At 70.1% G+C, this 26,252-nt stretch carries 22 protein-coding genes; 8 read left to right on the forward strand and 14 right to left on the reverse strand.

Translation table 11 applies throughout. From position 1 onward, the window contains the following. Nucleotides 1-3 precede the first annotated feature (3 nt). The 3 genes from nth to ABB33_RS05995 all read right to left on the reverse strand — a co-directional run bounded on the left by nth (nucleotide 4) and on the right by ABB33_RS05995 (nucleotide 1,930). Nucleotides 4-639, reverse strand: coding sequence for an endonuclease III (nth, locus tag ABB33_RS05985; protein WP_056931484.1), 636 nt, complete (start codon nucleotides 637-639; stop codon nucleotides 4-6). A gap of 146 nt (nucleotides 640-785) precedes the next feature. Further along, nucleotides 786-1,136, reverse strand: coding sequence for a hypothetical protein (locus ABB33_RS05990; RefSeq protein WP_152984980.1), 351 nt, complete (start codon nucleotides 1,134-1,136; stop codon nucleotides 786-788). Nucleotides 1,137-1,147: 11 nt separating this feature from the next. After that, the gene (locus ABB33_RS05995) at nucleotides 1,148-1,930 is read right to left on the reverse strand and encodes an enoyl-CoA hydratase/isomerase family protein (RefSeq protein WP_054666759.1); all 783 of its coding nucleotides are present in this window, start codon (nucleotides 1,928-1,930) and stop codon (nucleotides 1,148-1,150) included. Between the two features lie 166 nt (nucleotides 1,931-2,096). On the opposite strand from ABB33_RS05995, the gene ABB33_RS06000 reads away from it, so the two are divergent. From ABB33_RS06000 to ABB33_RS06010, 3 genes are all read left to right on the forward strand, one after another. Beyond that, nucleotides 2,097-2,798: an FKBP-type peptidyl-prolyl cis-trans isomerase N-terminal domain-containing protein gene (locus tag ABB33_RS06000; RefSeq protein WP_054666758.1), complete on the forward strand. Its 702-nt coding sequence runs from the start codon at nucleotides 2,097-2,099 to the stop codon at nucleotides 2,796-2,798. Nucleotides 2,799-2,941: 143 nt separating this feature from the next. Further along, the gene (locus tag ABB33_RS06005; RefSeq protein WP_054666757.1) at nucleotides 2,942-3,745 is read left to right on the forward strand and encodes a CoA pyrophosphatase; all 804 of its coding nucleotides are present in this window, start codon (nucleotides 2,942-2,944) and stop codon (nucleotides 3,743-3,745) included. Further along, a complete protein-coding gene (locus ABB33_RS06010; RefSeq protein WP_056931485.1) occupies nucleotides 3,742-4,644 on the forward strand; it encodes a sulfurtransferase in 903 nt (300 codons plus the stop codon). Before ABB33_RS06005 ends, ABB33_RS06010 begins: the two co-directional genes overlap by 4 nt. Before the next feature lie 38 nt (nucleotides 4,645-4,682). Here ABB33_RS06010 and ABB33_RS06015 read toward each other — a convergent pair whose 3' ends face one another. Continuing rightward, the gene (locus ABB33_RS06015; RefSeq protein ID WP_056931486.1) at nucleotides 4,683-5,240 is read right to left on the reverse strand and encodes an N-acetylmuramoyl-L-alanine amidase; all 558 of its coding nucleotides are present in this window, start codon (nucleotides 5,238-5,240) and stop codon (nucleotides 4,683-4,685) included. 50 nt (nucleotides 5,241-5,290) lie between these two features. On the opposite strand from ABB33_RS06015, the gene ABB33_RS06020 reads away from it, so the two are divergent. The 4 genes from ABB33_RS06020 (at nucleotide 5,291) to ABB33_RS06035 (ending at nucleotide 11,924) form a co-directional block, all read left to right on the forward strand. Continuing rightward, nucleotides 5,291-5,818: an alpha/beta hydrolase gene (locus ABB33_RS06020; protein WP_056931487.1), complete on the forward strand. Its 528-nt coding sequence runs from the start codon at nucleotides 5,291-5,293 to the stop codon at nucleotides 5,816-5,818. Nucleotides 5,819-5,943: 125 nt separating this feature from the next. After that, nucleotides 5,944-8,085: a bifunctional 23S rRNA (guanine(2069)-N(7))-methyltransferase RlmK/23S rRNA (guanine(2445)-N(2))-methyltransferase RlmL gene (gene rlmKL, locus ABB33_RS06025; protein ID WP_056931488.1), complete on the forward strand. Its 2,142-nt coding sequence runs from the start codon at nucleotides 5,944-5,946 to the stop codon at nucleotides 8,083-8,085. Nucleotides 8,086-8,235: 150 nt separating this feature from the next. After that, nucleotides 8,236-10,617 (forward strand): TonB-dependent receptor plug domain-containing protein, encoded by a 2,382-nt coding sequence (locus ABB33_RS06030; protein WP_056931508.1) that lies wholly within the window; start codon nucleotides 8,236-8,238, stop codon nucleotides 10,615-10,617. 2 nt (nucleotides 10,618-10,619) lie between these two features. Next, entirely contained in the window at nucleotides 10,620-11,924 is a 1,305-nt protein-coding gene (locus tag ABB33_RS06035; protein ID WP_056931489.1) for an aminotransferase class V-fold PLP-dependent enzyme, read from the forward strand. Nucleotides 11,925-11,987: 63 nt separating this feature from the next. Here ABB33_RS06035 and rnfB read toward each other — a convergent pair whose 3' ends face one another. From rnfB to ABB33_RS06085, 10 genes are all read right to left on the reverse strand, one after another. Next, nucleotides 11,988-12,404, reverse strand: coding sequence for an Rnf electron transport complex subunit RnfB (gene rnfB, locus ABB33_RS06040; RefSeq protein ID WP_082394069.1), 417 nt, complete (start codon nucleotides 12,402-12,404; stop codon nucleotides 11,988-11,990). An 8-nt stretch (nucleotides 12,405-12,412) separates the two neighbouring features. Beyond that, nucleotides 12,413-13,003, reverse strand: coding sequence for an HAD family hydrolase (locus ABB33_RS06045; RefSeq protein ID WP_054666745.1), 591 nt, complete (start codon nucleotides 13,001-13,003; stop codon nucleotides 12,413-12,415). Nucleotides 13,004-13,133: 130 nt separating this feature from the next. After that, complete coding sequence (gene metG, locus ABB33_RS06050; RefSeq protein ID WP_056931490.1) at nucleotides 13,134-15,212, reverse strand: methionine--tRNA ligase; 2,079 nt, start codon at nucleotides 15,210-15,212, stop codon at nucleotides 13,134-13,136. Nucleotides 15,213-15,337: 125 nt separating this feature from the next. Beyond that, nucleotides 15,338-15,784, reverse strand: coding sequence for a DUF2147 domain-containing protein (locus ABB33_RS06055; protein WP_056931491.1), 447 nt, complete (start codon nucleotides 15,782-15,784; stop codon nucleotides 15,338-15,340). A 121-nt stretch (nucleotides 15,785-15,905) separates the two neighbouring features. After that, nucleotides 15,906-19,484, reverse strand: a complete 3,579-nt coding sequence (locus tag ABB33_RS06060) for an ABC transporter permease/M1 family aminopeptidase (protein ID WP_056931492.1) — start codon at nucleotides 19,482-19,484, stop codon at nucleotides 15,906-15,908. Between the two features lie 11 nt (nucleotides 19,485-19,495). Continuing rightward, nucleotides 19,496-20,389, reverse strand: coding sequence for an ABC transporter ATP-binding protein (locus ABB33_RS06065; RefSeq protein ID WP_056931493.1), 894 nt, complete (start codon nucleotides 20,387-20,389; stop codon nucleotides 19,496-19,498). A 118-nt stretch (nucleotides 20,390-20,507) separates the two neighbouring features. Next, on the reverse strand, nucleotides 20,508-20,897 hold the full coding sequence (gene gloA2, locus ABB33_RS19030; protein WP_225546633.1) for an SMU1112c/YaeR family gloxylase I-like metalloprotein: 390 nt from the start codon (nucleotides 20,895-20,897) through the stop codon (nucleotides 20,508-20,510). After that, nucleotides 20,894-21,952, reverse strand: coding sequence for a serine hydrolase domain-containing protein (locus ABB33_RS19035; RefSeq protein ID WP_225546632.1), 1,059 nt, complete (start codon nucleotides 21,950-21,952; stop codon nucleotides 20,894-20,896). The genes gloA2 and ABB33_RS19035 overlap by 4 nt, the downstream gene beginning before the upstream one ends. Before the next feature lie 29 nt (nucleotides 21,953-21,981). Then, nucleotides 21,982-23,898 (reverse strand): DUF885 domain-containing protein, encoded by a 1,917-nt coding sequence (locus ABB33_RS06080; RefSeq protein ID WP_056931495.1) that lies wholly within the window; start codon nucleotides 23,896-23,898, stop codon nucleotides 21,982-21,984. Nucleotides 23,899-24,038: 140 nt separating this feature from the next. Further along, nucleotides 24,039-24,716 carry a DUF502 domain-containing protein gene (locus ABB33_RS06085; RefSeq protein ID WP_054666732.1) on the reverse strand — a complete coding sequence of 226 codons (678 nt, stop codon included), beginning with the start codon at nucleotides 24,714-24,716 and terminating at the stop codon, nucleotides 24,039-24,041. 128 nt (nucleotides 24,717-24,844) lie between these two features. Between ABB33_RS06085 and ABB33_RS06090 the strand changes: the two genes are divergently transcribed. Further along, on the forward strand, nucleotides 24,845-26,200 hold the full coding sequence (locus ABB33_RS06090) for a hypothetical protein (protein ID WP_056931496.1): 1,356 nt from the start codon (nucleotides 24,845-24,847) through the stop codon (nucleotides 26,198-26,200). Nucleotides 26,201-26,252 lie beyond the last annotated feature (52 nt).

Consider the following 26,252-nt stretch of genomic DNA (forward strand, 5'->3'; position numbering starts at 1 on the left):
GCCTCAGGCGATGGTCTTGTCCTTGAAGTGGCACAGGTCGCGGATCACGCACTGCGGGCAATCCGGTTTGCGTGCCTTGCACACATAACGTCCATGCAGGATCAGCCAATGATGCGCATCCTGCAGGAACTCCCCCGGAATCACCTTCAGCAGGCCATCCTCCACCGCGCGCACGTCCTTGCCCGGCGCCAGCCCGGTGCGGTTGGAGACGCGGAAGATATGGGTGTCCACCGCCATGGTCGGTTCGCCGAAGGCGGTGTTGAGCACCACGTTGGCGGTCTTGCGGCCGACCCCGGGCAGGGCTTCCAGTGCTGCGCGGTCGGCGGGCACTTCGCCGCCGTGCTTCTCGACCAGGATCGCGCAGGCGGCGATCACGTTCCTGGCCTTGGCATTGAACAGGCCGATGGTGGAGATGTAGGGCTTCAGCCCGTCCTCGCCCAGGGCGAGGATGGCCTGCGCGGTATTGGCCACCGGGAACAACTTGCGGGTCGCCTTGTTCACGCCGACGTCGGTGGCCTGCGCCGACAGCGTCACCGCCACCAGCAGTTCGAACGGCGTGCGGTACTCCAGCTCGGTGGTCGGGTGCGGATTCAGTTCGCGCAGGCGGGTGAACATCTCGCGCACTTCCGCGCCGTTCATGCGCCTGGCGCGGGACGCGCGCGCGACCGGGCGGGATGCCGGTGCCGGGCGTGGGTGCCTGGTCTTCGCCGCGGTCTCCGCATCGGCCCGGGGCGTGGCCCCCGCCTTGGCCCGGACGCGGGGTGTCGCCGGCTTCGTCGGCTGCGTCATGGCTGCCTCGCCTTTGCCTGGGCACGGGCCAGGATGGCCGCCGCGGCCGGGGGCAGGGCGGGCTTGCGGTCCGGGGCCGGTGGCGGTGCGCGGCGTGCCTCGCGCTCGGCGGCGCGGCGCGCCAGGCGCACGGCGCGGGCGCGGTAGCGCGCGCGCGCGGCCCAGGCCGTGCGCAGGCGCTGCTGGGCCTGCGCCAGCCGTTGCGGCAGGTCCGGGTGCCGCGGGTCCAGCGCCGCGTCGCCGGGCTGTGGCGCGTAGTCCATCAGGCCTGCGTCCAGTGCGGCGTCCAGGTCGTCGTCCAGCACGTACTGCAGCAGTTGCCGGGGGGATGCGGAGGGAGCGTGCATCACGGCGCGGGTCAGCAGTTCTGGAATTCCGGGGCGCGGCGTTCGAGGAAGGCGCGGGTGCCTTCGCGCATGTCCTGGGTGGAGAACATCAGCCCGAACTGCGCGCTTTCGTATTCCAGCCCCTCCTCGATGCCGCATTCGCCGCCGACGTTGACCGCATCGAGCATGCCGCGCAGGGCCAGCGGCGCGGCCTTGGCCAGCTGCGTGGCGATCTTCAGGGTCTCCGCTTCCAGGTCGGCCGCGGCGACCACGCGGTTGACGATGCCCAGCTGCTGGGCGCGGGTGGCGTCGATCGGCGCGCCGAGCAGGCACAGCTCCAGGGTGGCGGCGCGGCCGGCCAGGCGCAGCAGGCGCTGGGTGCCGCCGAAGCCGGGAATCAGGCCGAGGTTGATCTCCGGCTGGCCGAGCTTGGCGCTGTCGGCGGCGATGCGCAGGTGGCAGGCCATGGCCAGTTCCAGGCCGCCGCCCAGGGCAAATCCGTTGACCATCGCGATCACCGGCCTGGGCATGCGCTCGATGCGCCGCATCAGGCGCTGGCCGAGCAGGGAGAAGTCGCGCCCCTGCACCGCGCTCAGGCCGTTCATCTCGGCGATGTCGGCCCCGGCCACGAAGGCCTTGGCGCCGGCACCGGTCAGGATCACGACCCGGACGTCGCCGGCCGCGGCAGCCTCGGCGAACGCCGCATCCAGCGCTTCCAGGGTCTGGCGGTTGAGCGCATTGAGCTTTTCCGGGCGCTGCACGGTGATGGTGCGCACGCCATCGCGGGTGCTGATCGAAACCGGTGCCTCTGACATGCTGACTCCAGGAAAAAGTTAAGAAAAAGTGATTGGGGAACTCCAGCCACGACCGTTGGTCAGAAGCCCTTGTCGTCAGTGGCGGTCCGCCGTTGTGGCGGCTATCCTAACCCGTCGCCTCTAGCGGCATGGTTGCCCTGAGACATCTTTCCTGGAGAACTGTTTGATGAAGTTGCGTTCTATCGCGGTCGCCGTGGCCGCTCTGGCCCTCACCGGCACTGCAATCGCCCAGGACGTCTCGTCCGAGAAGGGCAAGCTGAGCTACTACTTCGGATACGACTACGGCAACAACCTGGCCGAGCTCACCGGCCGCGGCGAACAGCTGGACATCGCCTCGGTGGTGAAGGGCCTGCAGGACGCTTACGCGAAGAAGCAGCCGGCGATCACCAGCGACCAGCTGAAGCCGGCCGTGGAGGCGTTCCAGAAGCGCGAGCAGGGTCGTGCCCAGGCCGCCAAGGCCGAGTACGAAAAGGCCGCCGCCGAGAACAAGACCCGCAGCGACCAGTTCATGGCCGCCAACAAGGCCAAGGCCGGTGTGCAGACCCTGCCCAGCGGCGTGCAGTACCGCGTGATCGAGGCCGGTGCCGGCGCCAAGCCGACCCAGGCCAGCACCGTGGCACTGGAAGTGGCCGGTCCGTTCCCGTACGGCCAGCGTCCGCAGGAAGCCCGCCCGGCGCAGCAGATCCCGTCGATCAAGGTCAGCGAAGTGGAAATGCAGGCCATGCGCGATACCCTGCTGCAGATGCCGACCGGCGCCAAGTGGGAAGTCACCCTGCCGCCGGAAAAGGCCTACGGTGCCGATCCGCGCACCCCGTTCCCGCCGAACGTGGCCGTGCAGTTCGAGATCAAGCTGGTCAGCGTCAAGTAACCCGTAGTGATGCGACGACGCGCCGGTGGCCTCCACCGGCGCGTTTTCGTTTGTGCGGCCCGCGGTCCCCGCGGCGCAGGTCCGTCCGTGCAGCCACCGTCGCGTTGCCGGCGGTTGCAGTAGGCTTGGGAGTGTCGTGATCGATGGATGCCATGCGCCGTGCCATTTCCAGTCCCTGCATCGGAATCTGTTCGCTGGACCGCGCCGGCCGCTGTCGCGGCTGCCTGCGCACGCGCGAGGAGATCGGCGGCTGGATGGGCATGAGCGAGCACCAGCGCCGGCAGCTGATGCAGGACGTGCTGCCGGCACGCGCGCGCGACGCCGGTTCGCTGGCCGCGGCGTTGCCCGGGCACGAACGCCTGCTGCGCGCGTTGAACCCGCTCGCTGCCGCACCGACCGACAAGGGCTGGAACTACGGCGAACTGGCCGACCTGCTGCCGCCGGGGCCACCGGCCGAGGCGGCGGTGCTGGCCGGGCTGGTGCCGCGGCCGCAGGGCGTGCAGGTGCTGCTGACCCGCCGTACCGAGACGCTGCGCAACCATGGCGGCCAGGTCGGCTTCCCCGGCGGGCGCATCGAACCCGGCGACCGCAATCCGGTGGCGGCGGCGCTGCGCGAGAGCGGCGAGGAGATCGCGCTGCCGTACGAGCGGGTGCAGGCGCTGGGCTACCTGGATCCGTTCGTCACCATTTCCAGCTTCCGGGTCACGCCGGTGGTGGCGGTGATCGACCCGGCGTTCGTGCCGGTACCGCAGCCGGCGGAAGTGGCCGAGGTGTTCGAGGTGCCGCTGGATTTCCTGATGGACCCGGCCAACCTGCGCCAGGTCGAGATCGACCATCGCGGGCGGGTCCGCCACGTGCTCGAGTACACCTGGCCGGGCCAGCGCATCTGGGGCGCCACCGCGGCCATCCTCTACAACCTGCGTCGCCGACTGGAGCAGACCCCATGAATGCCATCGACCCGCCGTGGACCACGCTGGTGGACGCCGCGTCGCTTGCCGCCGCCCTTGCCGCGGCAGCCCCGCGCCTGCTCGACGCGCGCGCCACGGCCAGCACCGCCCCGCGGCTGGTGGACGCGCGTTTCGCGCTGGCCGACCCGCAGTCCGGCGCCGCGCAGTACGCGGCGGGGCATCTGCCGGGTGCGGTGTACGCCGATCTCAACCGCGATCTGTCCGACCTGTCGCGGCAGGGCCATGGCCGGCATCCGCTGCCGGACAGCGATGCCTTCGCCGCCACCCTGGGGCGCTGGGGCATCGGCCCCGACACCCAGGTGGTGGTCTACGACGCCGGCGACGGCAGCATGGCCGCGGCGCGGCTGTGGTGGCTGCTGCGGCTGATCGGCCACCGCCGGGTCGCGGTGCTCGATGGCGGGCTGGCGGCCTGGCAGGCCGCCGCGCAGCCGGTGGTGGCCGATCCACCGCAGGTGCAGGCGCTGCCGCCGTATCCGGGGCGCTTCGACCTGGCCCAGGTGGCCGATGCCGATGAAATCGCCGCGCGCCTGGGGCAGGCGCCCGGCTGGCTGATCGACGCGCGCGCCGGCGAGCGTTACCGCGGCGAGGTGGAGCCGCTGGACCGCGTCGCCGGGCATGTGCCCGGTGCGTTGAACCGCCCGTTCGCGCTCAATCTGCGCGATGGCCGGTTCCGCCCGGCGGCGGAACTGCGCGCCGAACTGCAGCCGCTGCTGGGCGCGCACGCGCCGGGCGATGCGGTGGTGATGTGTGGTTCCGGGGTCACCGCCTGCCACCTGGCGCTGGCCTTTGAAGTCGCCGGCCTGGGCGGCGTGCGGGTGTTCGCCGACTCCTGGAGCGGCTGGTCGTCCGATCCGTCGCGCCCGGTCGAGCGCTCCTAGCGGTACGTGACGGCGCTGCCGCGAACGCCGGCGCGCGCCTACATGCGCTGCAGGGGTGCCGCCGCCAGCACCTCGTCCCACGGGAAGCGCGGGCCGGGGTCGCGCTTGCGCGGCACCCGCAGCGACGGATCGTCGCTGGCCGCCACCTGCTCGGTGTCCAGGTCCTCGTGGCCGGCGATCCAGCGCAGTGCCGGCAGGCGCTGCGGCAGCCAGCGCAGCAGCGCCACCAGCGCGTCGACCTGCGCCTGCGGATACGGCTCGTGCATCGCCTGGTGGCGCGAATCCAGCCAATGCGGATAGCGGCCGCTGTTGACCAGTTCGATGCCGAGCGCGCGTGGATTGATGCCACGCACGTGGTGGGCGCTGCGTTCCGGCGCGATGTACTGGTGGATGCTGCCGTCGCGGTCGATGTAGTAATGGCCGCTGTTGCCGGTGCCGCTGTCGTACAGCACGCGTTCGCCGTACTGGCGCGCCATGGCCAGGTCCGGCAGCTCGGTGCAGTGGATCACCACCAGGTCGACCGCCGCTGCTTCGCGCAGCGCCAGCAGCGGTTCGTAGGGCAGGGGATCGATGTGGATCGCGGGCATGGCGTGCATCGACCGATGCTAGCATTGCCGCCCCGTTCCGCTTCGTCCTACGGTGCCCCATGAGCCGCGGCCACTGCATTCTTTCCCACGGTTTCGAGAGCGGTCCCGACGCGACCAAGGTCACCGCGCTGGCCGAGGTGGCGCAGCGCCTGGGCTGGAGCCACGAGCGCCCCGACTACACCGATCTCGATGCCCGCCACGAGGTCAGCGAAGTGGGCGATGTACCCGCGCGCCTGCAGCGCCTGGTCCGCCTGGCCGCCGATGCCGCCCGCCGTGGCCCGGTGGTGCTGGCCGGGTCCAGCCTTGGCGCCTACGTCTCGGCCATCGCCTCGCTGCAGGTGCCGGTGCGGGGGCTGTTCCTGATGGTGCCGCCGACCCGGATGGGGCCGATGCCGGCGCTGGATGCCGCGCCGGTACCGACCAGCGTGGTGCATGCCTGGGGCGACGAACTGATCCCGCCGGCCACGGTGATCGCCTGGGCGCAGGCCCGCGCCGCGCGGCTGCTGCTGGTCGATGACGGGCACCGCCTGGAGAACCACGTGCAGGCGGCCGCACACGAGTTCGAGGCCCTGCTGCAGCGGGTCTAGGCAGGGCCCGGGTGCGTGGCCGGGCCGGCCCGCCGGCGTCGGCCCGGTGCCTGTCCGGGGCAGGCGGGCAATGCCCCGTACAATACGCGCCCCGGCGCCGCCGCCGTTCCTGTGATCGTTCCCCCGTGAAATTCTTCGTTTCCTGCGCCAAGGGCCTGGAGTACCTCCTGGCCGACGAACTGCTGGCGCTCGGTCTGCCCAGGGCCACCGCCACCATCGCCGGGGTCAATGCCGAAGGGGAACTGCGCGACGCCCAGCGCGTGGTGCTGTGGTCGCGCCTGGCCAGCCGCGTACTGTGGCCGCTGGCCGAGTTCGATTGCCCGGACGAGGCCGCGCTGTACCAGGGCGTGCTGGCGATGCCGTGGGAAGCGCATCTGGATGCCGAGCTGACCCTGGCGGTGGACGCGCATGTTTCCGGTACCGCCATCACCCACGCGCGCTTCGCCGCGCAGCGGATCAAGGACGCGGTGGTGGACCGCCTGCGCGGTGAAGGGCTGGAGCGGCCGTCGGTGAACGTCGAACTGCCGGACGTGCGCATCAACCTGTCGCTGCGCAAGGGCCGCGCCACGATCTCCATCGACCTCGGCGGCGGTTCGCTGCACCGGCGCGGCTGGCGCCTGGCGCAGAACGATGCGCCGCTCAAGGAAAACCTCGCCGCGGCGGTGCTGCTGCGCGCCGGCTGGCCGAAGATCCATGCCGAAGGCGGCGGCCTGCTCGACCCGATGTGCGGTGGCGGCACGCTGCTGATCGAAGGTGCGCTGATGGCTGCCGACGTCGCGCCCGGGCTGCAGCGCCATGGCAGCCTGCCGCCGAGCCGCTGGCGCGGTTTCGACCAGGTGCAGTGGCGCGAACTGATGGCCGAGGCGCGCGAGCGCGAGCGCATCGGCCGCGCCGCGCTCAGGCAGGTCATCCATGGCAGCGACCTGGATCCGCAGGCGATCCGCGCGGCCAGGCAGAACGCCGAGGAAGCCGGCGTCGGCGAGGCGGTCTGGTTCGGCGTGCGCGACGTGGCCGACCTGCAGGTGCCGCCGCAGGGGAACGGCTGCGTGGTCTGCAACCCGCCCTATGACGAACGCCTGGCCGCCGATGCCGCGCTGTACCGGCGCCTCGGCGATGCGCTCAAGCGCACCGTGCCGCAGTGGCGCGCCAGCCTGCTGTGCGGCAATGCCGAGCTGGCCTTCGCCACCGGCCTGCGCGCGCGCAGGACCTACCAGCTGTTCAACGGTGCCATCGAGTGCACGCTGATCGTCTGCGACCCCATCGCGGTGGCCGGGCGCGCGGACGACGGCCAGCCGCGCGAGCTCAGCGAGGGCGCGCAGATGGTGGCCAACCGCCTGCGCAAGAACCTGAAGAAGTTCAAGAGCTGGCGCGCGCGCGAGAACGTGAGCTGCTTCCGTGCCTACGACGCCGACCTGCCGGAGTACGCGGCGGCGATCGACGTCTACCAGGAGGACGGCGGCAAGCGCCGCACCTTCCTGCACGTGCAGGAGTACGTGGCACCGGCGGCGATTCCGGATGCCGACGTGCGCCGCCGCCGCAACGAGCTGCTGGCCGCCGTGCGCGAGGTGTTCGAGGTGCCGCCCGAGCAGGTGGCGTTGAAGTCGCGCGAGCGCGGCAAGGGCGGCAGCAAGTACGGCCGCTTCGAGCAGCGCGGCGAGTTCATCCTGGTGCGCGAGAACGACGCGCTGCTGCGGGTGAATCTGTTCGATTACCTGGATACCGGCCTGTTCCTCGACCACCGCCCGCTGCGCCGGCACATGGCCGAGCAGGCGCGCGGCAAGCGTTTCCTCAACCTGTTCTGCTACACCGGCGTGGCGAGCGTGGAGGCGGCGGTGGCCGGTGCGGCCTCGACCACCAGCGTCGACCTGTCCGGCACCTACCTGCAGTGGTGCGCCGACAACCTGGCCCTGAACGGCATGGGCGGCAGCCGCCACCAGCTGGTGCAGGCCGATGCGGTCAAGTGGCTGGAGGCCGAGCAGGGCCGCTACGACGTGATCTTCTGCGACCCGCCGACCTTCTCCAACTCCGCGCGCGCCGAGGACTTCGACGTGCAGCGCGAGCAGCTGCGCCTGCTGCGCGCGGCGGTGGCGCGGCTGGCGCCGGGCGGCGTGCTGTATTTCTCCAACAACTTCCGCCGCTTCAAGCTGGAAGAGAACGCGATCGCCGGGTTCGCGCGCTGCCGCGAGATCAGTGCCAGGACCATCGGCCCGGATTTCGAACGCAACGCGCGCATCCACCGCGCGTGGGAGCTGCAGCGGCTGGAGTAAACGCTCCGCGATGACGCGCGTGCAACGCAACCGGTGCGCGCGCCTGTCATCTACGGGAAACGCGGTGCGCCGATCATGCGCGTCCCGGGTCGGCGCCGCCGGCCCGTTTCCCGCATACCGGAGTGCCCCGTGAAGCGTTGCCTGCTGCCGATGGCCGTTGCCGCCATCCTGTTTCCCCTTGCCTGCGCCGATGCGCGCGCCGATACCGCCGACTCGGCCACTGCCGTTGCCGGCGAAGTCGCCGCGCCGACCACGCTGGACGCGATGATCGTCACCGGCACGCGCGGCTCCAACCGTACCCAGTTCGATACGCTGGCGCCGGTGGACGTGTTCTCACGGGAGGAAATCCAGGCGATCGAATCGACCGACCTGTCCGACGTGCTGGCGCAGCTGGTGCCGTCGTTCGTGGTGCAGCGCCTGCCGATGGCAGACGGCCAGGTGTTCGTGCGTCCGGCCACCCTGCGCGGCCTGTCGCCGGACCAGACCCTGGTGCTGGTCAACGGCCGCCGCATGCATCGCTCGGCGCTGCTCGGCTCGCGCGGTGCGCAGGGGCCGGATCTTTCGCAGATCCCGACCAGCGCGATCAAGCGCATCGAGGTGCTGCGCGACGGTGCTTCGGCGCAATACGGTTCCGATGCCATCGCCGGCGTCATCAACATCATCCTCGACGACAGCATCGGCAGCGAGTTCACGCTGGGCGTGTCCGAGTACGCCGAGGGCGACGGCAGCGGCCGCCGCTTCGGTGCCCGCACCGGCGTCGGCCTGGGGCAGGCCGGCGTGCTGTCGCTGTTCCTCGACTACGACAGCTCCGATGCCACCTCGCGCAGCCGCCAGCGCCCGGACGCGATCGCGTTCCAGAACGCGCATCCCGAGCTGCAGGTGCCCGATCCGGTGCAGCGCTGGGGCCAGCCCGACCTGGAGAACCGGCGGCTGGGCTTCAACCTGAAGCTGCCGTTCGGGCAGACCGCCGAGGCCTATGCCCATGGCCTGTACAACAGCGGCGAGGGCATCAGCGATTTCAACTGGCGCAATCCCGACGGCACCGCCTCGGTGTACAAGCCGACCGCGGTGTTCCCCGGCTGGGACGTGCGCAGCCTGTACCCGACCGGCTTTTCGCCCAAGTACGGCAGCGACTACGACGACCTGCAGCTGGTGGCCGGCGTGCGCGGCCAGTTCACCCCCGACCTGAGCTGGGACGTCAGCGGCGCCTATGGCCGCAACCGCATCGAGTACACCCTGGACGAGTCGATCAACGCCTCGCTGGGCCCGGCCAGCCCGACCTCGTTCTACCTGGGGCGGCTGTCGCAGGTGGAGAAGAACGTCAACGCCGATTTCGTCTACGGCCTGCCGCTGGCGGTGCTGGCGGCGCCGCTGAACATCGCCTTCGGCGCCGAGTTCCGCGAGGAAACCTACGGCGTGGATGCCGGCGATCCGGCGTCGTACGCGATCGGCCCGGGCGCGGCGGCCGGACTGGCCGGCAACTCCAACGGCGCGCCGGGCTTCGGCCCGGACAACGCCGGGCGCTGGAGTCAGCGCAGCCATGCCGCCTACGTGGACGTGGAGGCGCCGTTGAGCACGCGCTGGAACGTCGGTGCGGCCGCGCGCTACGAGCGCTTCTCCAGCTTCGGCGGCACCCTCGACGGCAAGCTCTCCACCCGTTTCGAGGTCACCCCGGCGCTGGCGCTGCGCGGCTCGGTGTCCACCGGCTTCCGCGCACCGACCCCGGGCCAGCTGTACACCACCAGCACCGTGCAGGGCCTGGACACGGTGACGCTGCAGGTGTTCACCTCCGGGCGCCTGTCGCCGAGCGATCCGCTGGCGCGGCAGCTGGGCGCCAGCGCGCTCAAGCCGGAGCAGTCGCGCACCACCTCGCTGGGCCTGGCCTGGCGCAACGATGCGGGCCTTTCCGGCTCGGTGGACCTGTACGACATCAAGGTCACCGACCGTTTCAGCCAGTCCGCCGCGTTCCAGATCCCGGCCGGCATCCCCAACCCGATGGGATACACCTCGGTCAGCTACTTCACCAACGATTTCGACACCACCACGCGCGGCGTGGACCTGGTCGGCAGCTGGGTGGGCGACGCCGGCCCGGGCCGGCTCAACCTGACCCTGGGCTGGAACTACAACCGCACGCAGGTGGACAAGGGCGCGACCAGCGTCGCCACCAGCCAGACCCAGCGGGTGATCTTCGAGGAACGCCTGCCGCGGCAGAAGGGCACGTTCAGCGCCGACTACGCCATCGGCAACTGGAGCGTGCTGGCCAAGCTGCGCCACTACGGCGCCTGGACCGACTCCACCGGCAACGCCACCGGCGACATCTTCCAGCGCTTCGGCGACATGCAGTTCTTCGACCTGGCGCTGGCCTACCGCTTCAACGCCGGCAACAGCCTGCGCATCGGTGCCGACAACCTGTTCGACCGCTATCCGGACGAGGCGGTGTTCCAGGCCAGCCGCGGCCTGGTGTATTCGCGCAACGCGCCGTACGACACCGACGGGCGCAACGTCTATGCCGAATACCGGGTGAAGTTCTGAGCATGGACGGCGGGCGACGACGCTTGCTGCGCGGTGCCGCGCTGATGCCACTGGCTGTCGGCGCGGTGACGGCGGCCACCGCGGCCACCGCGGACGTGCCGGACCTGCCGGAGGCGCCGGCCGGGAGGTCGCCGGCGCAACTGGCCGGCGACGAAGCCTATTGGGCGGCGGTGGCCGCCCAGTACGACCTCGGCGACGAGGTGGTCATGCTCGACAACGGCTACTGGGGCGCGATGGCGCGGCCGGTGCTGCAGGCGTACACGCAGGCCACCGCCGAAGTGAACCGGGGCAACGCCTGGTTCGGGCGGGTGGCGTTCCCGCAACGCATGCGCGAGGTGCAGCGCCAGCTGGCCGGCTTCCTCGGCGTGGGCGAGGACGAGGTGGTGCTTACCCGTGGCGCGACCGAAGCGCTGCAGGCGCTGATCGGCGGCTACAACCGGCTGCGGCCGGGCGACCAGGTGCTGTATGCGGACATCGACTACGACAGCACCATCACCGCGATGCGCTGGCTGCGCGCGCGGCGCGGGGTCGAGCCGGTGGCGATCGCCCTGCCCGAGCCCTGCGGCCATGCGCAGGTGCTGGAAACCTACGCGCAGGCGCTGCAGCGCAACCCGCGCCTGAAACTGATGCTGCTGACCCAGGTGAACCACCGCAACGGCATGCTGCTGCCGGTGGCGGAGATAGCGGCCATGGCCCGCGCCCGCGGCGTGGACGTGATCGTCGATGCCGCCCACGCCATCGGCCAGGTCGAGACCCGCATCGATGCGCTGGGCGCGGATTTCGCCGGCATCAACCTGCACAAGTGGATCGGCGCACCGGTAGGCGTGGGGGCGATGTACGTGCGTCGCGGGCGGGTAGCCGACATCGACCCCTACATGGGCGATCCGGATCGTGGCATCGCCAGCCGCGTGCACACCGGCACCGCCAACTTCGCCGCGTTCCTGGCGCTGCCGGCGGCGCTGGCGTTCCACCAGCGCATCGGGACCGCGGCCAAGCGGGCGCGCCTGCTGCGCCTGCGCGACCACTGGCGCGACGCGGTGCGTGCGCTGCCGGGGCTGCAGCTGCTGGGCCCGGACGAGCCGCGGCTGAGCAGCGCGATCGCGTCGTTCCGGCTGGCGGGACAGGTCACGCTGGAGCAGAACATCGGCGTGGCCAGGCGCCTGCTCGAGGAGCACGGGGTGTTCACCGTGCACCGCGACGGACTGGCGCATGGCGCCTGCGTGCGGGTCACGCCGGGCATCTTCACCGCGCCGGCGCAGATGGACCGGCTGGTGGCGGGCCTGCGCAGGCTTGCCGGCGCCGCCTGAAGGACTGCATGGGGATGCGGGACGGCCGTGGGGCGGGGATACAGCCCCACGGCCGCGGGGCGGTCACGCCGGCTGCAGCACGATGCAATCCACCGGGCAGGGCGGGATGCACAGTTCGCAGCCGGTGCACAGCCCGGCCAGCACCGTGTGCATGAACCTGGCGCCGCCGACGATGGCGTCTACCGGGCAGGCCTGGATGCATTTGGTGCAGCCGATGCAGTCGGCTTCGACGATCACCGCGACCTGCGCCGGGATGTGCGCACCGCGGCCGCGGTCGTAGGGCCGCGCCGGCACGCCGAGGATGTGCGCCAGCGTGCGTGCGCCGGCGTCGCCGCCGGGCGGGCAGTGGTCGATGCCGGCTTCGCCGCGCGCCATCGCCTCGGCATACGGGCGGCAGCCGTCGTAGCCGCACTGCCCGCACTGGGTCTGCGGCAGCACCCGGTCCAGGCGTTCGATCAGGTTGTCCTGCGTATCGTGCATGCGTGTGGTCAGGAAGCGGGTCTGCCGCGGTACCAGCGTTCGTGCGCCAGTGCCAGCATCGGCCTGTCCTCGCCGCTGTCGCCATAGGCGTGGATGCGCCGGAATGCGCCCAGGTCGAAACGCTGCCGGATATGCGCGACCTTGCACGGCCCGCAATCGCCTTCGGCGTAGCGCCCGGTCAGGCGGTTGTCCTGCACCTCCAGCCGGTTGCAGATCAGCTGCAGGCCCAGTTGCCGGCACCACGACTGCAGGTACAGGTCGATGGAGGCCGAGACTACGGCCACCGTGTGGCCCTGCGCCTTGTGCCACTGGATCTGCTCCAGCATCTCCGGGCGCACCATGCCGGGCAGGTGGTCGCGCGCATAGTCGGCGGCCATCTGCGCGATCTCGCCGGCATGGCGGCCGCTGAACACCTGCGCGGTGACGCGGCGGCGGATGCGGGTGGCGGAGACCAGCTTCAGCCGGTAGCCCAGCAGCCACGGGCCGATGCGCCACCATGCCTGCGCGCGCTGCTCGGGCGTGGCCACGCGGCGCAGGAACCGGCTGTAGGTATCGCAGACGGTGATGGTGTGGTCGAAATCGAACAGGGCCAGTTCCATGGTTCCAGTGCCGATGCGGGGCCTTCTCTGGCAAAGGGGACGCGAAGCAGCCGGGGAAATGACAGGCGCGGAGCGCGGCCCCGGGCCGGCACGCGCAGGCCCGGGGCCCCCGGCCGTACCGCGGCCGGCGTCAGCGTACCGGCATGCCCGGCTGCGCGCCGGCATCGGCGTCGAGCAGCGCCAGTGCGCCGCCATCGAAGCCGGCCGACAGGATCATGCCCTCGCTCAGGCCGAAACGCATCTTGCGCGGCGCCAGGTTGGCGATGAACACCACGTTGCGGCCGACCAGCTTCTCCGGCTCGCCGTAGCTGCCGCGGATGCCCGAGAAGATCTGCCGCTGGCCGAGGTCGCCGGCATCGAGCAGGAAGCGCAGCAGCTTGTCCGAACCTTCGACGAAACCGCATTCGAGCACCTTGCCGATGCGCAGGTCGAGCTTGGCGAAGTCATTGATGCCGATGTACGCGGGGGCTTCACCTTCGGCCTTGGCCTCACCCCTTGCTTCGACCTTCGCAGGCTTTTCGGCCTTGGCCGGCTTGGCGTCGGCGGCGGGTGCGGCGGCGAGGGTGTCCTTGGAGGCGTCGGTCATGGCGTCGATCATCTTGGGGTCGATACGGGTGAACAGCGCCACGTAGGTGGCGATGGTGTGGGCGGTGAGCGGGGCGTCGATGTCGGCCCAACCGTGCATCGGCGCATTGAGGAAGGCCTCGGCCTGCAGCGCGGTGGCCGGCAGCACCGGCTTGAGTGCGGCCACCAGCACGCGGAACAGGTTCAGGCCCTGGGTGCAGACCGCCTGCAGTTCGGCGTCGGCGCCATCCTGCTTGGCGATCACCCACGGCTTGGTGTCGTCGATGTACTTGTTGGCCTCGTCGGCCAGCGCCATGGTCAGGCGGATCGCGGCGGCCGGATCGTTGCGCTCGTATGCCTCGCGCACCGGCGCCAGCGCGGCGACGAAGCGGTCGTACTGGGCCGGATCCGGCAGCGCGTCGGCCAGGCGGCCGTCGAAGCGCTTGCTGATGAACCCGGCGCAGCGGCTGGCGAGGTTGACGAACTTGCCGACCAGGTCGGCGTTCACCCGCGCGGTGAAGTCGGCCAGGTTCAGGTCCAGGTCGTCGACGCCGCCGGAGGACTTGGCCGCGAAGTAGTAGCGCAGCGCTTCCGGTGCCAGGCCCACGTCCAGGTAGGTGCGGGCCATGACGAAGGTGCCGCGCGACTTGCTCATCTTGGCGCCGTCCACGGTCAGGTAGCCGTTGACGTGCAGCTTCGTCGGCGCGCGCAGGCCGGCGCCGTGCAGTACCGACGGCCAGAACAGGCCGTGGAAATTGACGATGTCCTTGCCGATGAAGTGGTGCAGTTCGGTGTCGCTGCCGGCGGCCAGCACCGCGTCGAAATCGTCGCCGGTCTTCGCGCACAGGTTGCGGAAGCTGGACAGGTAGCCGATCGGCGCGTCCAGCCACACGTAGAAGTACTTGCCCGGCGCGCCGGGGATCTCGAAGCCGAAATAGGGCGCGTCGCGGGAGATGTCCCAGGCGCGCAGGCCGCCTTCGGCGTCCAGCCATTCGGCCAGCTTGGCCTTCACGCCGGGCAGGGCGACGTCGCCGGCCAGCCAGTCGCGCAGGAAGTCCTGGAAGCGGCCGACCTCGAAGAAGTAATGCTCCGAATCGCGGATCTCGGGCGTCGCGCCGGACACCACCGACTTCGGGTCGATCAGGTCGGTCGGGCCATAGGTGGCACCGCAGACCTCGCAGTTGTCGCCGTACTGGTCCGGCGACTTGCACTTCGGGCAGGTGCCCTTGATGTAGCGGTCGGGCAGGAACATGCCCTTGGCCGGGTCGTAGAACTGGGCCACCGAGCGGCGGCTGATGTGGCCGGCGGCGTCGAGCCGCTTGTACAGCGCCTCGGTCAGCTCGCGGTTGGCGGCCGAATTGGTCGAGTCATAATGGTCGAAATCCACGCCGAAAGCGGCGAAATCGCGCTCGTGGCCGGCCTGGATGTTGGCGATGAAGGTTTCCGGGCTGACCCCGGCCTTTTCCGCGGCCAGCATGATCGGCGTGCCGTGGGTGTCGTCGGCGCAGACGTACCAGACCTTGCCGCCCATCAGCCGGCGCGCGCGTACCCAGATGTCGGCCTGGATGTAGCCGACCAGGTGGCCCAGGTGCAGCGGGCCGTTGGCATAGGGCAGGGCGTTGGTGACGAGCGCGGTACGGGTCATGGCCGTTGGGGAGAACAGGGGGACCGGCGATTATCGCATGCCCCGCCGTGGCGACCGGCAAACCCGCCCCGCAAGCGCGAAACCCGGCCTGGGCCGGGTTTCGCGGGAGGCGCCGAGGTGGCCGGTTACATCCGTTCCCACACCTGCGACTTGCAGATGAAGGCGATGCAGCCGGAGACCTGCAGCTTGCGGCCGCCTTCGATCAGCTCCATCTTGGACTTGTAGACCTTGCCCTCGTCGGGCTTGAGGATGCTGCCGCCGCTCCACTTGTTGGCGCCGTCGGCGCGCATGCCGCGGATGATCTCCATGCCGGTGATCGGCTTGCCCTTGCGGTCGTCGCTGCACTTGTCGCAGGTCGGGTTGGGGCGGCTGGGGTTGAGCAGCTCGATGATCCGGCCGTGCAGCGCGCCGTTGCTGGTGCGGCTGATCTCGACGATCGACTTGGCGCGGTGGGTGTCCGGGTCGATCTGCCGCCAGCGGCCTTCGGCACTGGCGTTGTCGGCCTGCGCGGCGGTGATGCCGGCCATGGCCAGCGGCAGGGCCAGCAACAGGGTCTTGAAGGTCTTGCGCATGTGTCCCCTCCCAGGGCGGATGGCGTGGTCCGGTGCAACCGGATGCTGGCGAATGTATACCCATTCGCTGCGGTACGGAATCCGCACCGCAGCACGCCCGGTCAGGATCGGATCAGCACCGTCAGCGGTAGCCGATCCGCTTGCGGTTGTCGGCCGACACGCGGTCGATCAGCTTGTTGTAGGGGTCGAAGCCCACCTCGTCCGGGCGCCCGTCGACGGTCACGGTGAACTCCGGCGCGGCCGTGGTGACGTGGTGGCGCTGCAGGTAAAGCACCTTCTCGTCGCGTTCCTTGCCCGAGGGGCCCTTCGCGAACACGCCGACCTCGATCCAGTCGTCCAGCGTCCCCGGCGTCTCCTTGCCCACGCCGTCGGCGTAGCGCTTGTCGGCATGCAGCTTCATGGTCACGTGGTAGCGGCCGTCGGCACGCCGGGTCGCGGTCGCCTCGACCACGCGGTTGTCGTAGAAGCCGATCTTTTCGAACAGGTCGGTGATCAGCGCCTGGTGCGCCGGGCCGGCCTCGGCGCGGATGAACTCCAGCAGCTCGACCGAGGTGGTGTATGGCGGCTGCTGGAAGGCCTTGGCCTGGATGAAGCGCGACAGGGCGCGGTTCAGGGCCTGCTCGCCCATCTCCTCGCGCAGGCGGTAGAACACCAGCGAGCCCTTCTGGTAGTGGATGTACTGCTGGTTCTCCACCCGGTACAGGGGCAGCTCCTCGACGTCCTCGCCACCGCGGCCGGAGAGGTACTTGTCCAGTTCGTCCTTGAGGAACTGGCGCATGTGGCCGCGCCCGTACTCCTTCTCCATCACCATCAGCGCCGAATACTGCGACAGCGATTCGGACAGCACGGTCGCGCCCTGCATGTTGGCGCCGATCACCTGGTGCGCCCACCACTGGTGCGCCACCTCGTGCGCGGTGACGTAGAACACGTAGTCCACGTCATCCTTGTCGCGCAGGTCGGCGATGAAGCCGATCGATTCGGAGTACGGGATGGTGTTGGCGAAACTCTGCGCGAACGAGCGGTAGCCCGGGAACTCGATGATGCGCACCTGCTTGTGCTGGTACGGGCTGAAGTTGGCCTCGTAGTAGGCCAGCGACTTCTGCACGCCTTCGATCATCCGGTCCACGTTGTACGGATGCTTGGCGTCGTAGTAGATCTCGATCGGGATGCCGTTGTAGGCCGCCTTCTTCATTTCCCAGCGTGCCGACAGGTAGGCGTAGAAATTCAGCATCGGCCGGTCCATGGCATAGCTGAAGCAGCGGCGGCCATCGCGTTCGAACTCCTTCTGCAGGTAGCCCGGCGCCAGCGCGATCTGGTCCGGCGCGGTGCAGATGGTGCTGCGGAAATCCAGCCAGTCCGCGTCGTTGGAGATGTAGTTGTTGGCGCGCGCGGCCTGGTCCTCCAGCCGCGGCATGCGCGTGGGTTCGCCCAGATCGCGCTTGCGGCGTTCGTTGCGGTCGCTGATCTCCACGCCGCTGTCGTAGCCGAACGCCGGCAGCACGCGGCTGTTGAAGAAACTGCCGTTGTCGACGATCTCGGTCTGCGCCTGGCCGGCGGTGATGCCGTCGGGGTGGATGTCCACGGTGAAGGTGATGTCGCGTTCCTCGCCGGGCTGCATCGGCGCATCCAGCGTGTAGATGCGGTAGCCCAGCTGCGCGTCGTGGGTGGTCAGCCGGGCGCCGCCCAGCTCGATGCCGGCAAGCGTGCGGTCGTCGGCCATCGCCACATGGATGGCCGGGATGGCCGTGGCATGGGTGTTGCGCACCCGGTAGCGGCCGTCGATGCGCACGCTCTGGGTTTCCGGACGCAGGTCGACGTGGTTGTCCACGGCGACGATGCGCGGCTGCGGCAGGTCCTTGTACTTTCGGTACTCGCGCTCGTAGCGGGCCTGGCGGTCCAGCACCTGGTCCGGCGAGACGAATTCGTTGCGGATGTTGGTGCTCCAGTACAGCCAGCCGCCGCAGGCGATGAAGGCCAGCGTCGCGGTTGCCAGGCCCGCGCCCAGCGGGCCGCGCAGGCGCTGCCGGGCCAGGCGCAGGCGCTGGCGCCAGGCCGAGTCGACGCCGTGCACCCACAGCGCCGCGCACAGCAGCAGCAGGACCAGCAGGAACAGCGCCCAGTAGCCCTGGAAGGCCAGCTGCCCGGTCACGAAATGGCCGTAGCCGTTCATGTCCGAGTACGGCGCATTCGGCCAGCTGCCGAAGTTGTACAGGTTCTGGGTGTAGTCGAGCATGCCCAGCACCGACTGCCCGATCAGCAGCACGATCAGCAGGGCATAGCCGACGAACTTGTTGTTGCTCAGTACCTGCAGCACCAGCGCCATCCCGCCCATCAGGATGTAGACCACCGAGTTCAGCGCCAGGGTCTTGACGTACAGCAGCGGCTCGACCTGGGTGTAGCCCTTGCCCAGCTGGATGGCGATGGCGGTGAGCCCGCCAACGGCCTGGAACGCGGCGACCACGGCGACCAGGGTGAGGAACTTGCCCAGCAGCGGCACCCAGTTGGGCACCGGCATGGCGTCGCTGATGCCGGCGATGCGCGCGCCACGCTCGCGCCATACCAGCTCGCCCGCATAGAACAGCACGATGATGATCAGCAGGAAGCTGTAGCTGCCCTGCAGCGCCTCCAGCATCTGCGAGGTCACCGGCCAGCTGGGCGTGCCGTACATCGTGCGGCGGTGCAGGGCGCTGGGAATGAAGTTGGCCATGCCCAGCACCAGCAGCACCAGGAACGGCGCGCTGCGGAACACGCCCAGGGCATCGAAGCCGACCTGGCGCAGCAGCTGCCGCCAGCCGGTGGCGGCAGTGAACGCCGGGGTGACCCGGGGGGCGACCACCTGGCTGCGCTTGCCGTCGGTGGTGGCGACGCTGGCGGTCTTCCTGCCGCGCCTGCGGCCGGTGCCGCTGCGCTCGGTGCGGAACAGGGCGAAGGTGGCGGCGAACAGGGCGGCGGTGACCGCCAGCCACAGCAGGCGGTTTTCCAGCAGGTAGCCGGTGAAGGCGGGCAGGCCGGTGTTGCGCTCCTCGGCCGACCAGTAGCGCATCGCCTGGCCCATCGCACGCATGCCCAGCGGGTCGAGCAGCGAGACGATGCGCAGGTTGTCGATGTCGGCCAGCAGCGCGCGGCTGACGCCATACAGCACGAAGAACACGATGACGCCGATGTAGACCCACAGGATGTTGCGGGTGGTCACCGCCAGCAGCGACAGCAGGGCGGTGGTGAACAGTACGTTCGGCAGCACCATGAACGCGAACGACCACAGGTACGGGCGCAGCGACACCGGGCCGAGCCGCGCCGCGTCGATCCATGGCATGAACTGGGCGGCGAACAGGCCGATGCCGATGATGGCGTACATCAGCAGGCTGGCCAGCAGGGCGGCGCCGAGCCGGCCCAGCAGGTAGTCGCGGCGCCTGATCGGGCTGGAGAACACCAGCTCCGAGGTGCCCAGCTCGAAGTCGCGCAGCAGCGCATTGCTGACGAACAGGGTGACCACCAGCAGCCCGATCAGGGTGAAGGAGGTCATGAAGGTGGCGATCACCGACGGTGCGTTGCGGTGCACGTTGCCGATGCCGCCGCCGATCTGGACGGCATCGCTGGAGGCGGCGCCGAAGGCGAGCAGGGCGAACAGCGCCGCCAGCAGCCACAGCAAGGGGGAACGCAGCTGCTCGCGCAGCTCGAAGCGCAGGAAGGCCAGGGTCATGGTCGTCTCCGTCAGGCGGCCTGCGCCTGCAGGCGCAGGCGCTGGAAGTAGACGTCCTCGAGGCCCGGCGCCACCGGCTCGAAGCCGGCTTCCGGGCAGCTGTCGGCGAACACATGGATCACCGGGTGGCCGCCCACCAGTCGCGTCGACAGCACGGTGAAGCGGCTTTCATAGTCCGTCAGCGCGGCCTTGGCCACCTGTTTGCGCCAGACCTGCGCCTGCAGCGCGGCGATCGCATCGGCCGGCTTGCCGGTCAGCAGGACCTGGCCCTTGTTCATGATGGCCATGGCCGGGCACAGGTCGGTGACGTCCTCGACGATGTGGGTGGACAGGATCACCACCACGTTCTCGCCGATCTCGGCGAGCAGGTTGAGGAAGCGGTTGCGCTCTTCCGGGTCCAGGCCCGCGGTCGGTTCGTCGACGATCACCAGCTGCGGATCGCCGAGCAGCGCCTGGGCGATGCCGAAGCGCTGGCGCATGCCGCCGGAATAGGTGCCGAGCTTGCGCTTGCGCGCATCCCACAGGTTCACCTGCTGCAGCAGGCCCTCGACCACTTCCCGGCGCTGCGCGCGCGCGGTCAGGCCCTTGAGCACGGCGAAATGGTCGAGCAGGTCCAGCGCGCTGACTTTCGGATAGACGCCGAAATCCTGCGGCAGGTAGCCCAGCCGGCGCCGCAGCGCGTCCTTGTCCTTGAGTACGTCGATGCCGGCGCCATCGGCGGTGGTCAGCGTGGCGCTGCCGGCATCCGCTTCCTGCAGCGTCGCCAGGGTGCGCATCAGCGACGATTTGCCCGCGCCGTTGGGGCCGAGCAGCCCGAACATGCCGCGCGGAATGTCCAGGTCGACATCCCTGAGCGCATGCACGCCGTTGGCGTAGGTTTTGGACAGACCGCGGATCTGCAACATGGACGGGCACCCCCTGGAAGATATGGACATCTTTCCGGTGCCGCTGTTGGCCACGCAATGCGCCGGAAGTCATTGGGAGCAATGACGTGCCGGGGGCGGCGATGTGACCGCACGCGGCTCAGCCGCTTTCGTACAGTTCCAGCGGCAGGTCGTCGGGGTCGGCGAAGAAGGTGAAGCGGCGGCCGGTGTACTCGTCCACGCGCACCGGTTCGCAGGCCACGCCCTGGGCCTGCAGGTGGGCGATGGCCGGGTCCAGCGCGGCGACCCGGAACGCGAGGTGGCGCAGGCCCCGCGCTTCCGGGCGGCTGGGGCGCGCGGGGGGCGCGGGGAAGGAGAACAGTTCCAGCCCGGTGCCGTCGGGCAGGCGCAGGTCCAGCTTCCACGACTGCCGCTCGGCGCGGAAGTGCTCGGCGACCACCTCCAGCCCGAGGATGCGGGTGTAGAAGTCGCGCGAGCGCGGGTAGTCCGACGCGATCAGCGCGACATGGTGGATCCCCGCCAGCTTCACTGCCCGGGTTCCTGCCAGCGCCGGGCGATCTGCAGCGCCAGCGCATAGGGTTCCGGGTCGTTGCGGTTGCTCAGCACGACCACTGTCAGCTTCTGCTTCGGGTAGCGCACGATCACGTTGCGGAAGCCGATGCTCTCGCCGCTGTGCCACAGGGCGTCGCCGTTGATGCGCCAGCCGAAGCCGTAGTGCGGCACGTCGGGTTCCGGCGTCGCCGTGGCCGCGCTGAAGGCCTGCTGCAGCGAGGCGCGGCGCAGCAGGCGCTCGTCGTAGAGCGCGGCGTCCCACTTGGCCAGGTCGTCGATGGAAGAATAGATGCCGCCGTCGCCGAGCACCGCGCTGGTGGTGCTCTGGTCGGTGCGCTGCCAGTGGCCGTCGATCTGGCTGTAGCCGTAGGCGCGGTCGGGCACCTCGTCCACGCCGTCCTGGTGGGCGAAGGTGGCGGTCATGCCCAGCGGCAGGAAGATGCGCTGGCGCAGGAAGCTGGCGAAGTCGCTGCCGGAAGCCTTGCCGACCACCAGCGCGAGCAGCGCATAGCCGCTGTTGCTGTAGCGGTAGCTGCTGCCCGGCGCGAAATAGGTGCGGTTCTCCTTCTGCAGAAGATGCAGTACGTCGATGTCGTGTACCTGGCGGGTGTCGGCCGGGTCCATCAGGTCTTCGTAGTCGAGCAGGCCGCTGGTGTGGCTGAGCAGCTGGCGCAGGGTCATCGCGTCGGCCACCGCCGGCAGGCCGGGCAGCCATTTCTTCAGCGGGTCGTCGATGGACAGCCGGCCGTCCTCGGCCAGCAGCAGGATGGCCGCGGCGGTGAACTGCTTGCTAACCGACGCCAGCCGGAAGTTGGTGGCCGGCGACACCGGCGTGCCGTCCTCCACCACCGCCAGCCCGTAGCCGCGGCGGAACACCGGCTGCCCGTCCTTGAGCACCAGTACCGCGGCACCGGGCACGCGGCCGTCGTAGCGCTGCATCAGGCCGTCGATGCCGGCATCGGGTGGCGCCAGCGGCGCGGCGCCGGCGACCGTGGACAACGCGAACAGGCACAGCGGGGCGAGTCGGGACATCCACGGCAGCATGGCGGCTCCTTGCAGGGTCAGTTCTGTTTGCTGGCGATCCAGCGGTCGATCTTCGCTTCCAGAATATCCAACGGCATCGAGCCGTCCTTCAGTACTTCGTCGTGGAACTCGCGCGGATCGAAGCGCTCGCCCAGCGCCGCCTGCGCTTTCTCGCGCAGACGGCGGATCTTGATCTCACCCACCCGGTAGGCCAGCGTCTGCCCGGGCAGCGCCATGAAGCGCTCGACCTCCGCGGCGGCGTCGGCGGCGCTGATGTCGGCGTTCCTCACCATGTAGTCGATCGCCTGCTGGCGGCTCCAGCCGGCCGCGTGCAGGCCGGTGTCGGCGACCAGCCGCACGGTGCGCAGCAGGGTGGTCTGCAGGTAGCCGAGGCGGTCGTAGGGGTCGCGGTACAGGCCCATTTCATCGCCCAGCGATTCGGCGTACAGGCCCCAGCCCTCGATGAAGGCGACGTCGCCGCCGAGCCGGCGGAAGCGCGGCAGCGTGGACAGTTCCTGCTGCAGGCCCAGTTGCAGGTGGTGGCCGGGGATGGCTTCGTGCAGGTACTGCATCGGCACCGCCCAGCGCTTGCGCGACGGCAGGTCGCGGGTGTTGACCTGCAGTACCCCGGGCTGGCTGCCGTCGGCCGGCGACGGCGACGGCGGCTGGTAGCTGGCGGCGCTGGCGGTCAGCGCGTGCTCGGCCGCCACCGGCTGGACCTGCAGCGGCGCCCTGGGACGGGTGGCGAACAATGCCGGCAGCGCCGCATCGACCTGCTGGCCGACCTCGCGGTAGCGCGCCAGCAGCGCGGCCTCGTCGCGGAAGGTGAACTGGCGGTCGTTGCGCATGGCGTTGAACGCCTTCTGCATCGAGCCGCGGATCTTCGCTTCCTTCATCACCCGGGCGATGCGCTCCTGCAGGTCCTTGACCTCCTGCTCGCCGAGCGCGTGGATCTCGGCCGGCGTGCGCGAGGCGCTGGTCAACCCGGCGATGGTGTGCGCGTACCAGGCCTGGCCACCGGGCAGGGCGCCGAGGCCGTCGCTGGCGCGGGTGGCGGGCAGGTACTGGGTGGCGATGAAGCCGCGCAGGGCGCGGTAGGCCGGCAGCAGCCGGTACTCGATCATGCGCTTGTACTCGGCGCTCAACCGTTCCCGGTCCGCGGCCGGGAAATCCTCCGGCATGTTGCGGATCGGCGCCCAGAAGATGCTCTCCTCGGCGGTCGGGGTGATCACCGCGTCCAGCTGCGGCAGCACCTTTTCCATCAGCGCGCGCGGCTGCACCACGCCGGCGGCCATGCCTTCGCGCATGTTGGCGATGGCCTGGTCGAACAATGCCGGTACCCCGAGCGAGCGCCGCGACCAGTTCTCGTAGTCCTTCACCGTGCGGAACGGCTGCGCGCCGGCCCCCGAGCCGAGCACCGCGATGATGCTGGCGAGGTTGTTGTAGGGGTTGATCGGCAGCATCCACGACGGGTACTGCTCGGCGGCCAGCGAGATGTGCGCGTCGCGCACGAAGATCTCGTAGCTGAGCAGGTCCTGGCCCTGCAGGCCTTCCTTGCCCAGCGCCTCGGCCTTGCCCTGCCATTCGACCATGAATTCATGCGCCTGCCGGCGCGAGGCCGGCGACAGGAAGTTGGGCAGCTGGTCGTTGAAGCGGGGGTCGCCCTGGAACGTGGCCTGCAGCGGGTTCAGCCGCATCGACGCATCCCAGTACTCATCGTAGAGCCGGTTCAGGCGGGTGGCCTTGTCCTGGGTGACCGGCAGCGGCGCGCGCGCCGGACGGGGCGCCGGACGCGCCGGGGGCCTGTTGCCGCGTGCCTTGGGCTTGGCGGTGCGCGATTGCGTCGCGGTCGGGCGCTGGCTCTTCTTCTTCGCCGCCTCGGCGGGCGCGGCGGCGGAGAACATCAGGACGGAGGCCATGGCAAGCGCCAGAAAGCGAAGCGGGCTGGAGGTCATCGGTGGTTCCGGAAACGCACAGGCCCGGGAGCTTGCCTCAGCGGCAGGAACTAGTGAAGAGGAACCGGCAACGGATAAAGGCGGCAGTCACCCCCATTGCCTGCCTGGCGCCCCATGTTCCTGCCCTGGCGGGCGGCGTTTCAGCGCTCGCCGGCGCGGGTGAACGGCACGCTGTCCGGGGCCACCGCGCCGCCGGAGATGATGAAACTCATGGCCTGGTCCACGGTCCAGTCGGTCGGGGTCAGCAGCTCCACCGGCACGATTTCCAGATAGCCCGAGGTCGGGTTCGGCGTGGTCGGCACGTACACCGCAGCCAGTTCGCGGCCGGTACCGTGTTCGCGGATGACGCGGGTCACCAGACCCACCGATTTCATTTCGCGGTGCGGGAAGTCGATCAGCACCACGCGCTGGGTGCTGCCCGGCTGGGTCTGCAGGATGTCCAGCAGCTTCTTGGCGCTGTCGTAGATGATGCTGGCCAGCGGGATGCGGCGGATCACCGCGCCGAACCAGCGCAGCAGGCGCTGGCCGATGACGCGGCGGCTGAGCACGCCCACCAGCAGGATCACCAGCAGCGTGGCGAGCAGGGCGAACACGTCCTGCATCCATTCCACCCGTACCCAGCCCAGGTAATGCGGGAAGGAGGCGGCAATGCGTTCGGACAGCGGCACCACCAGCGGGCTGCTGATGCCGGACAGCAGCACGAACACGAACTTGATCACCACCCAGGTCAGCCAGATAGGCAGCAGGGTCAGCAATCCGGTCAGGAACAGGCGCTGCAGGGAGGGGCGGTGGGGGACGGCGGAAGCTTCGGGCGACATCCGCCGATTGTAGCGGTGCGGCGATGCAGCCGGGCATGACGATTGCGCGCCGCTGCGTTGCCGTATATGTAACAGTGCTTGCGCCGCGTTCGCCCACGGAAGGCGGCATGACACCAGGGAGAAATGCAATGGGCAGGACGCTGGGACGCGTGGTGGCGGGTGTGGTCGGACTGGTGCTGCTGGTGCTGGTGGCGCTGCTGGTCTCCTGGGTATGGCCGCCATCCGCGGCGCAGCAGCGCGCGCTGGCCGCGTTGGAGGCACCGCACGACCTGCCCGGCAGCAACGCCTACGTCACCCTGGCGACGCTGGAGATGCAAGCCCCGCTGGTGCACAGGCAGGCGCAGGTGGATGAACACACCCGCCGGTTCCAGGCGTGGTATGACGACAGCTACGCGCCCGGTTTCATCCGCGGCGACGCCGAAAGCGAAGCGGGCGTGCCGCCGCCCCTGCCGGTGGACGGGGCGGCACGGACGCCCACTGCCGACCCGGCGCTGTGCGGTTTCCGCGATGCCGCCACCTGCCTGGAGCGGGTGCGCCGCGCGCCCGAGGCCGTGGCCGCCGCATTGGCGACGCGGGCCACGCTGCTGTCGCGCATGGACGAACTGGCGGCGCATGGGCATTACCGCTCGCCGCTGGTACAGGCGCCGCCCGGTCCCTGGCCGGTGCTGGGTCCGCTGGCGGTTCCCCTGGGCGCGCATGCACTGGCCCACGTGCAGGGCGACAGTGCGCGTGCCCTGGCCGGGCTGTGCCGTGATGCCGGGAGCGGACGCATGCTGATGGCGCACGGCGACAACCTGCTGGCCACGATGATGGGCATCGCCATGCTGCGGGCCAATGCGGAGCTGTTCGCTGCGGTGCTGGCCGAGCTCCCGGCGGACGCGCCGTTGCCATCGGGGTGCGCCACGGCGTTCGCGCCGCTGTCGGCGGACGAGGCCGTCGTCTGCAACGGCATGCGCGGGGAATTCGCCATGCAGCAACGCTTCGCGCTGTTGATGGACCGCAAGATCGAGGCTGGCCCGCGCTCGGGCAGGCTGTTATACAACGGTCGCAAAACCCTTGCGAGGCAGGCCGAGGCGCTTGCCTGGCCCTGCCTCCCGGCTGCACGCCAGGCCGTGGCCGAGGATCGCAGGGTGCCGCTACCGTCCCTGCCGGCCGCGGCGTGGTGGCAGCCGCAGTGCCTGACCAACGCCATCGGCTGCATCCTCAGCGAAATCGCCGGCCCCGCCTACACGGGATACCTGTACCGGGAACAGGATGCCGCCGCGCAGCTGCGGCTGCTGCAGGCGGTGCTGTGGATGCGCGGACAGGCATTGCAGGACGCCGAAGCGGTGAGCGCGCACCTGCGCGAGCTGCCTGCCGGGCTGCGCAGTGCGCATCGCCCCATCACCCTGTCCGCCGACGGCACCGCGCTGGAAACGCCGGCCTATGCCAGGCAGGGGCAGGTGCTGCGGATGCCGTTGCCGCTGGCCGCATCCAGCCCCTGAAACGCGGCCGGGTGGCCTGGGCCGCGACCGCGCAGCGCCTGCCGCGCGTCTC

It is taken from the genome of Stenotrophomonas acidaminiphila (genome assembly GCF_001431595.1).
In the GTDB taxonomy this organism is placed as follows: Bacteria; Pseudomonadota; Gammaproteobacteria; order Xanthomonadales; family Xanthomonadaceae; genus Stenotrophomonas; species Stenotrophomonas acidaminiphila.

Coding starts and splice junctions, on each gene's coding strand:
- ABB33_RS05995 (WP_054666759.1), bottom strand. CDS start 1,930: ATGTCAGAGGCACCGGTTTCGATCAGCACCCGCGATGGCGTGCGCACC.
- ABB33_RS06030 (WP_056931508.1), top strand. CDS start 8,236: ATGGCCGTTGCCGCCATCCTGTTTCCCCTTGCCTGCGCCGATGCGCGC.
- ABB33_RS06000 (WP_054666758.1), top strand. CDS start 2,097: ATGAAGTTGCGTTCTATCGCGGTCGCCGTGGCCGCTCTGGCCCTCACC.
- rnfB (WP_082394069.1), bottom strand. CDS start 12,404: ATGCACGATACGCAGGACAACCTGATCGAACGCCTGGACCGGGTGCTG.
- ABB33_RS06015 (WP_056931486.1), bottom strand. CDS start 5,240: ATGCACGCCATGCCCGCGATCCACATCGATCCCCTGCCCTACGAACCG.
- metG (WP_056931490.1), bottom strand. CDS start 15,212: ATGACCCGTACCGCGCTCGTCACCAACGCCCTGCCCTATGCCAACGGC.
- ABB33_RS06055 (WP_056931491.1), bottom strand. CDS start 15,784: ATGCGCAAGACCTTCAAGACCCTGTTGCTGGCCCTGCCGCTGGCCATG.
- ABB33_RS06005 (WP_054666757.1), top strand. CDS start 2,942: ATGGATGCCATGCGCCGTGCCATTTCCAGTCCCTGCATCGGAATCTGT.
- nth (WP_056931484.1), bottom strand. CDS start 639: ATGAACGGCGCGGAAGTGCGCGAGATGTTCACCCGCCTGCGCGAACTG.
- ABB33_RS05990 (WP_152984980.1), bottom strand. CDS start 1,136: ATGCACGCTCCCTCCGCATCCCCCCGGCAACTGCTGCAGTACGTGCTG.
- ABB33_RS06045 (WP_054666745.1), bottom strand. CDS start 13,003: ATGGAACTGGCCCTGTTCGATTTCGACCACACCATCACCGTCTGCGAT.
- ABB33_RS19035 (WP_225546632.1), bottom strand. CDS start 21,952: ATGTCCCGACTCGCCCCGCTGTGCCTGTTCGCGTTGTCCACGGTCGCC.
- ABB33_RS06060 (WP_056931492.1), bottom strand. CDS start 19,484: ATGACCCTGGCCTTCCTGCGCTTCGAGCTGCGCGAGCAGCTGCGTTCC.
- ABB33_RS06085 (WP_054666732.1), bottom strand. CDS start 24,716: ATGTCGCCCGAAGCTTCCGCCGTCCCCCACCGCCCCTCCCTGCAGCGC.
- ABB33_RS06080 (WP_056931495.1), bottom strand. CDS start 23,898: ATGACCTCCAGCCCGCTTCGCTTTCTGGCGCTTGCCATGGCCTCCGTC.
- ABB33_RS06065 (WP_056931493.1), bottom strand. CDS start 20,389: ATGTTGCAGATCCGCGGTCTGTCCAAAACCTACGCCAACGGCGTGCAT.
- ABB33_RS06090 (WP_056931496.1), top strand. CDS start 24,845: ATGGGCAGGACGCTGGGACGCGTGGTGGCGGGTGTGGTCGGACTGGTG.
- ABB33_RS06010 (WP_056931485.1), top strand. CDS start 3,742: ATGAATGCCATCGACCCGCCGTGGACCACGCTGGTGGACGCCGCGTCG.
- ABB33_RS06035 (WP_056931489.1), top strand. CDS start 10,620: ATGGACGGCGGGCGACGACGCTTGCTGCGCGGTGCCGCGCTGATGCCA.
- ABB33_RS06020 (WP_056931487.1), top strand. CDS start 5,291: ATGAGCCGCGGCCACTGCATTCTTTCCCACGGTTTCGAGAGCGGTCCC.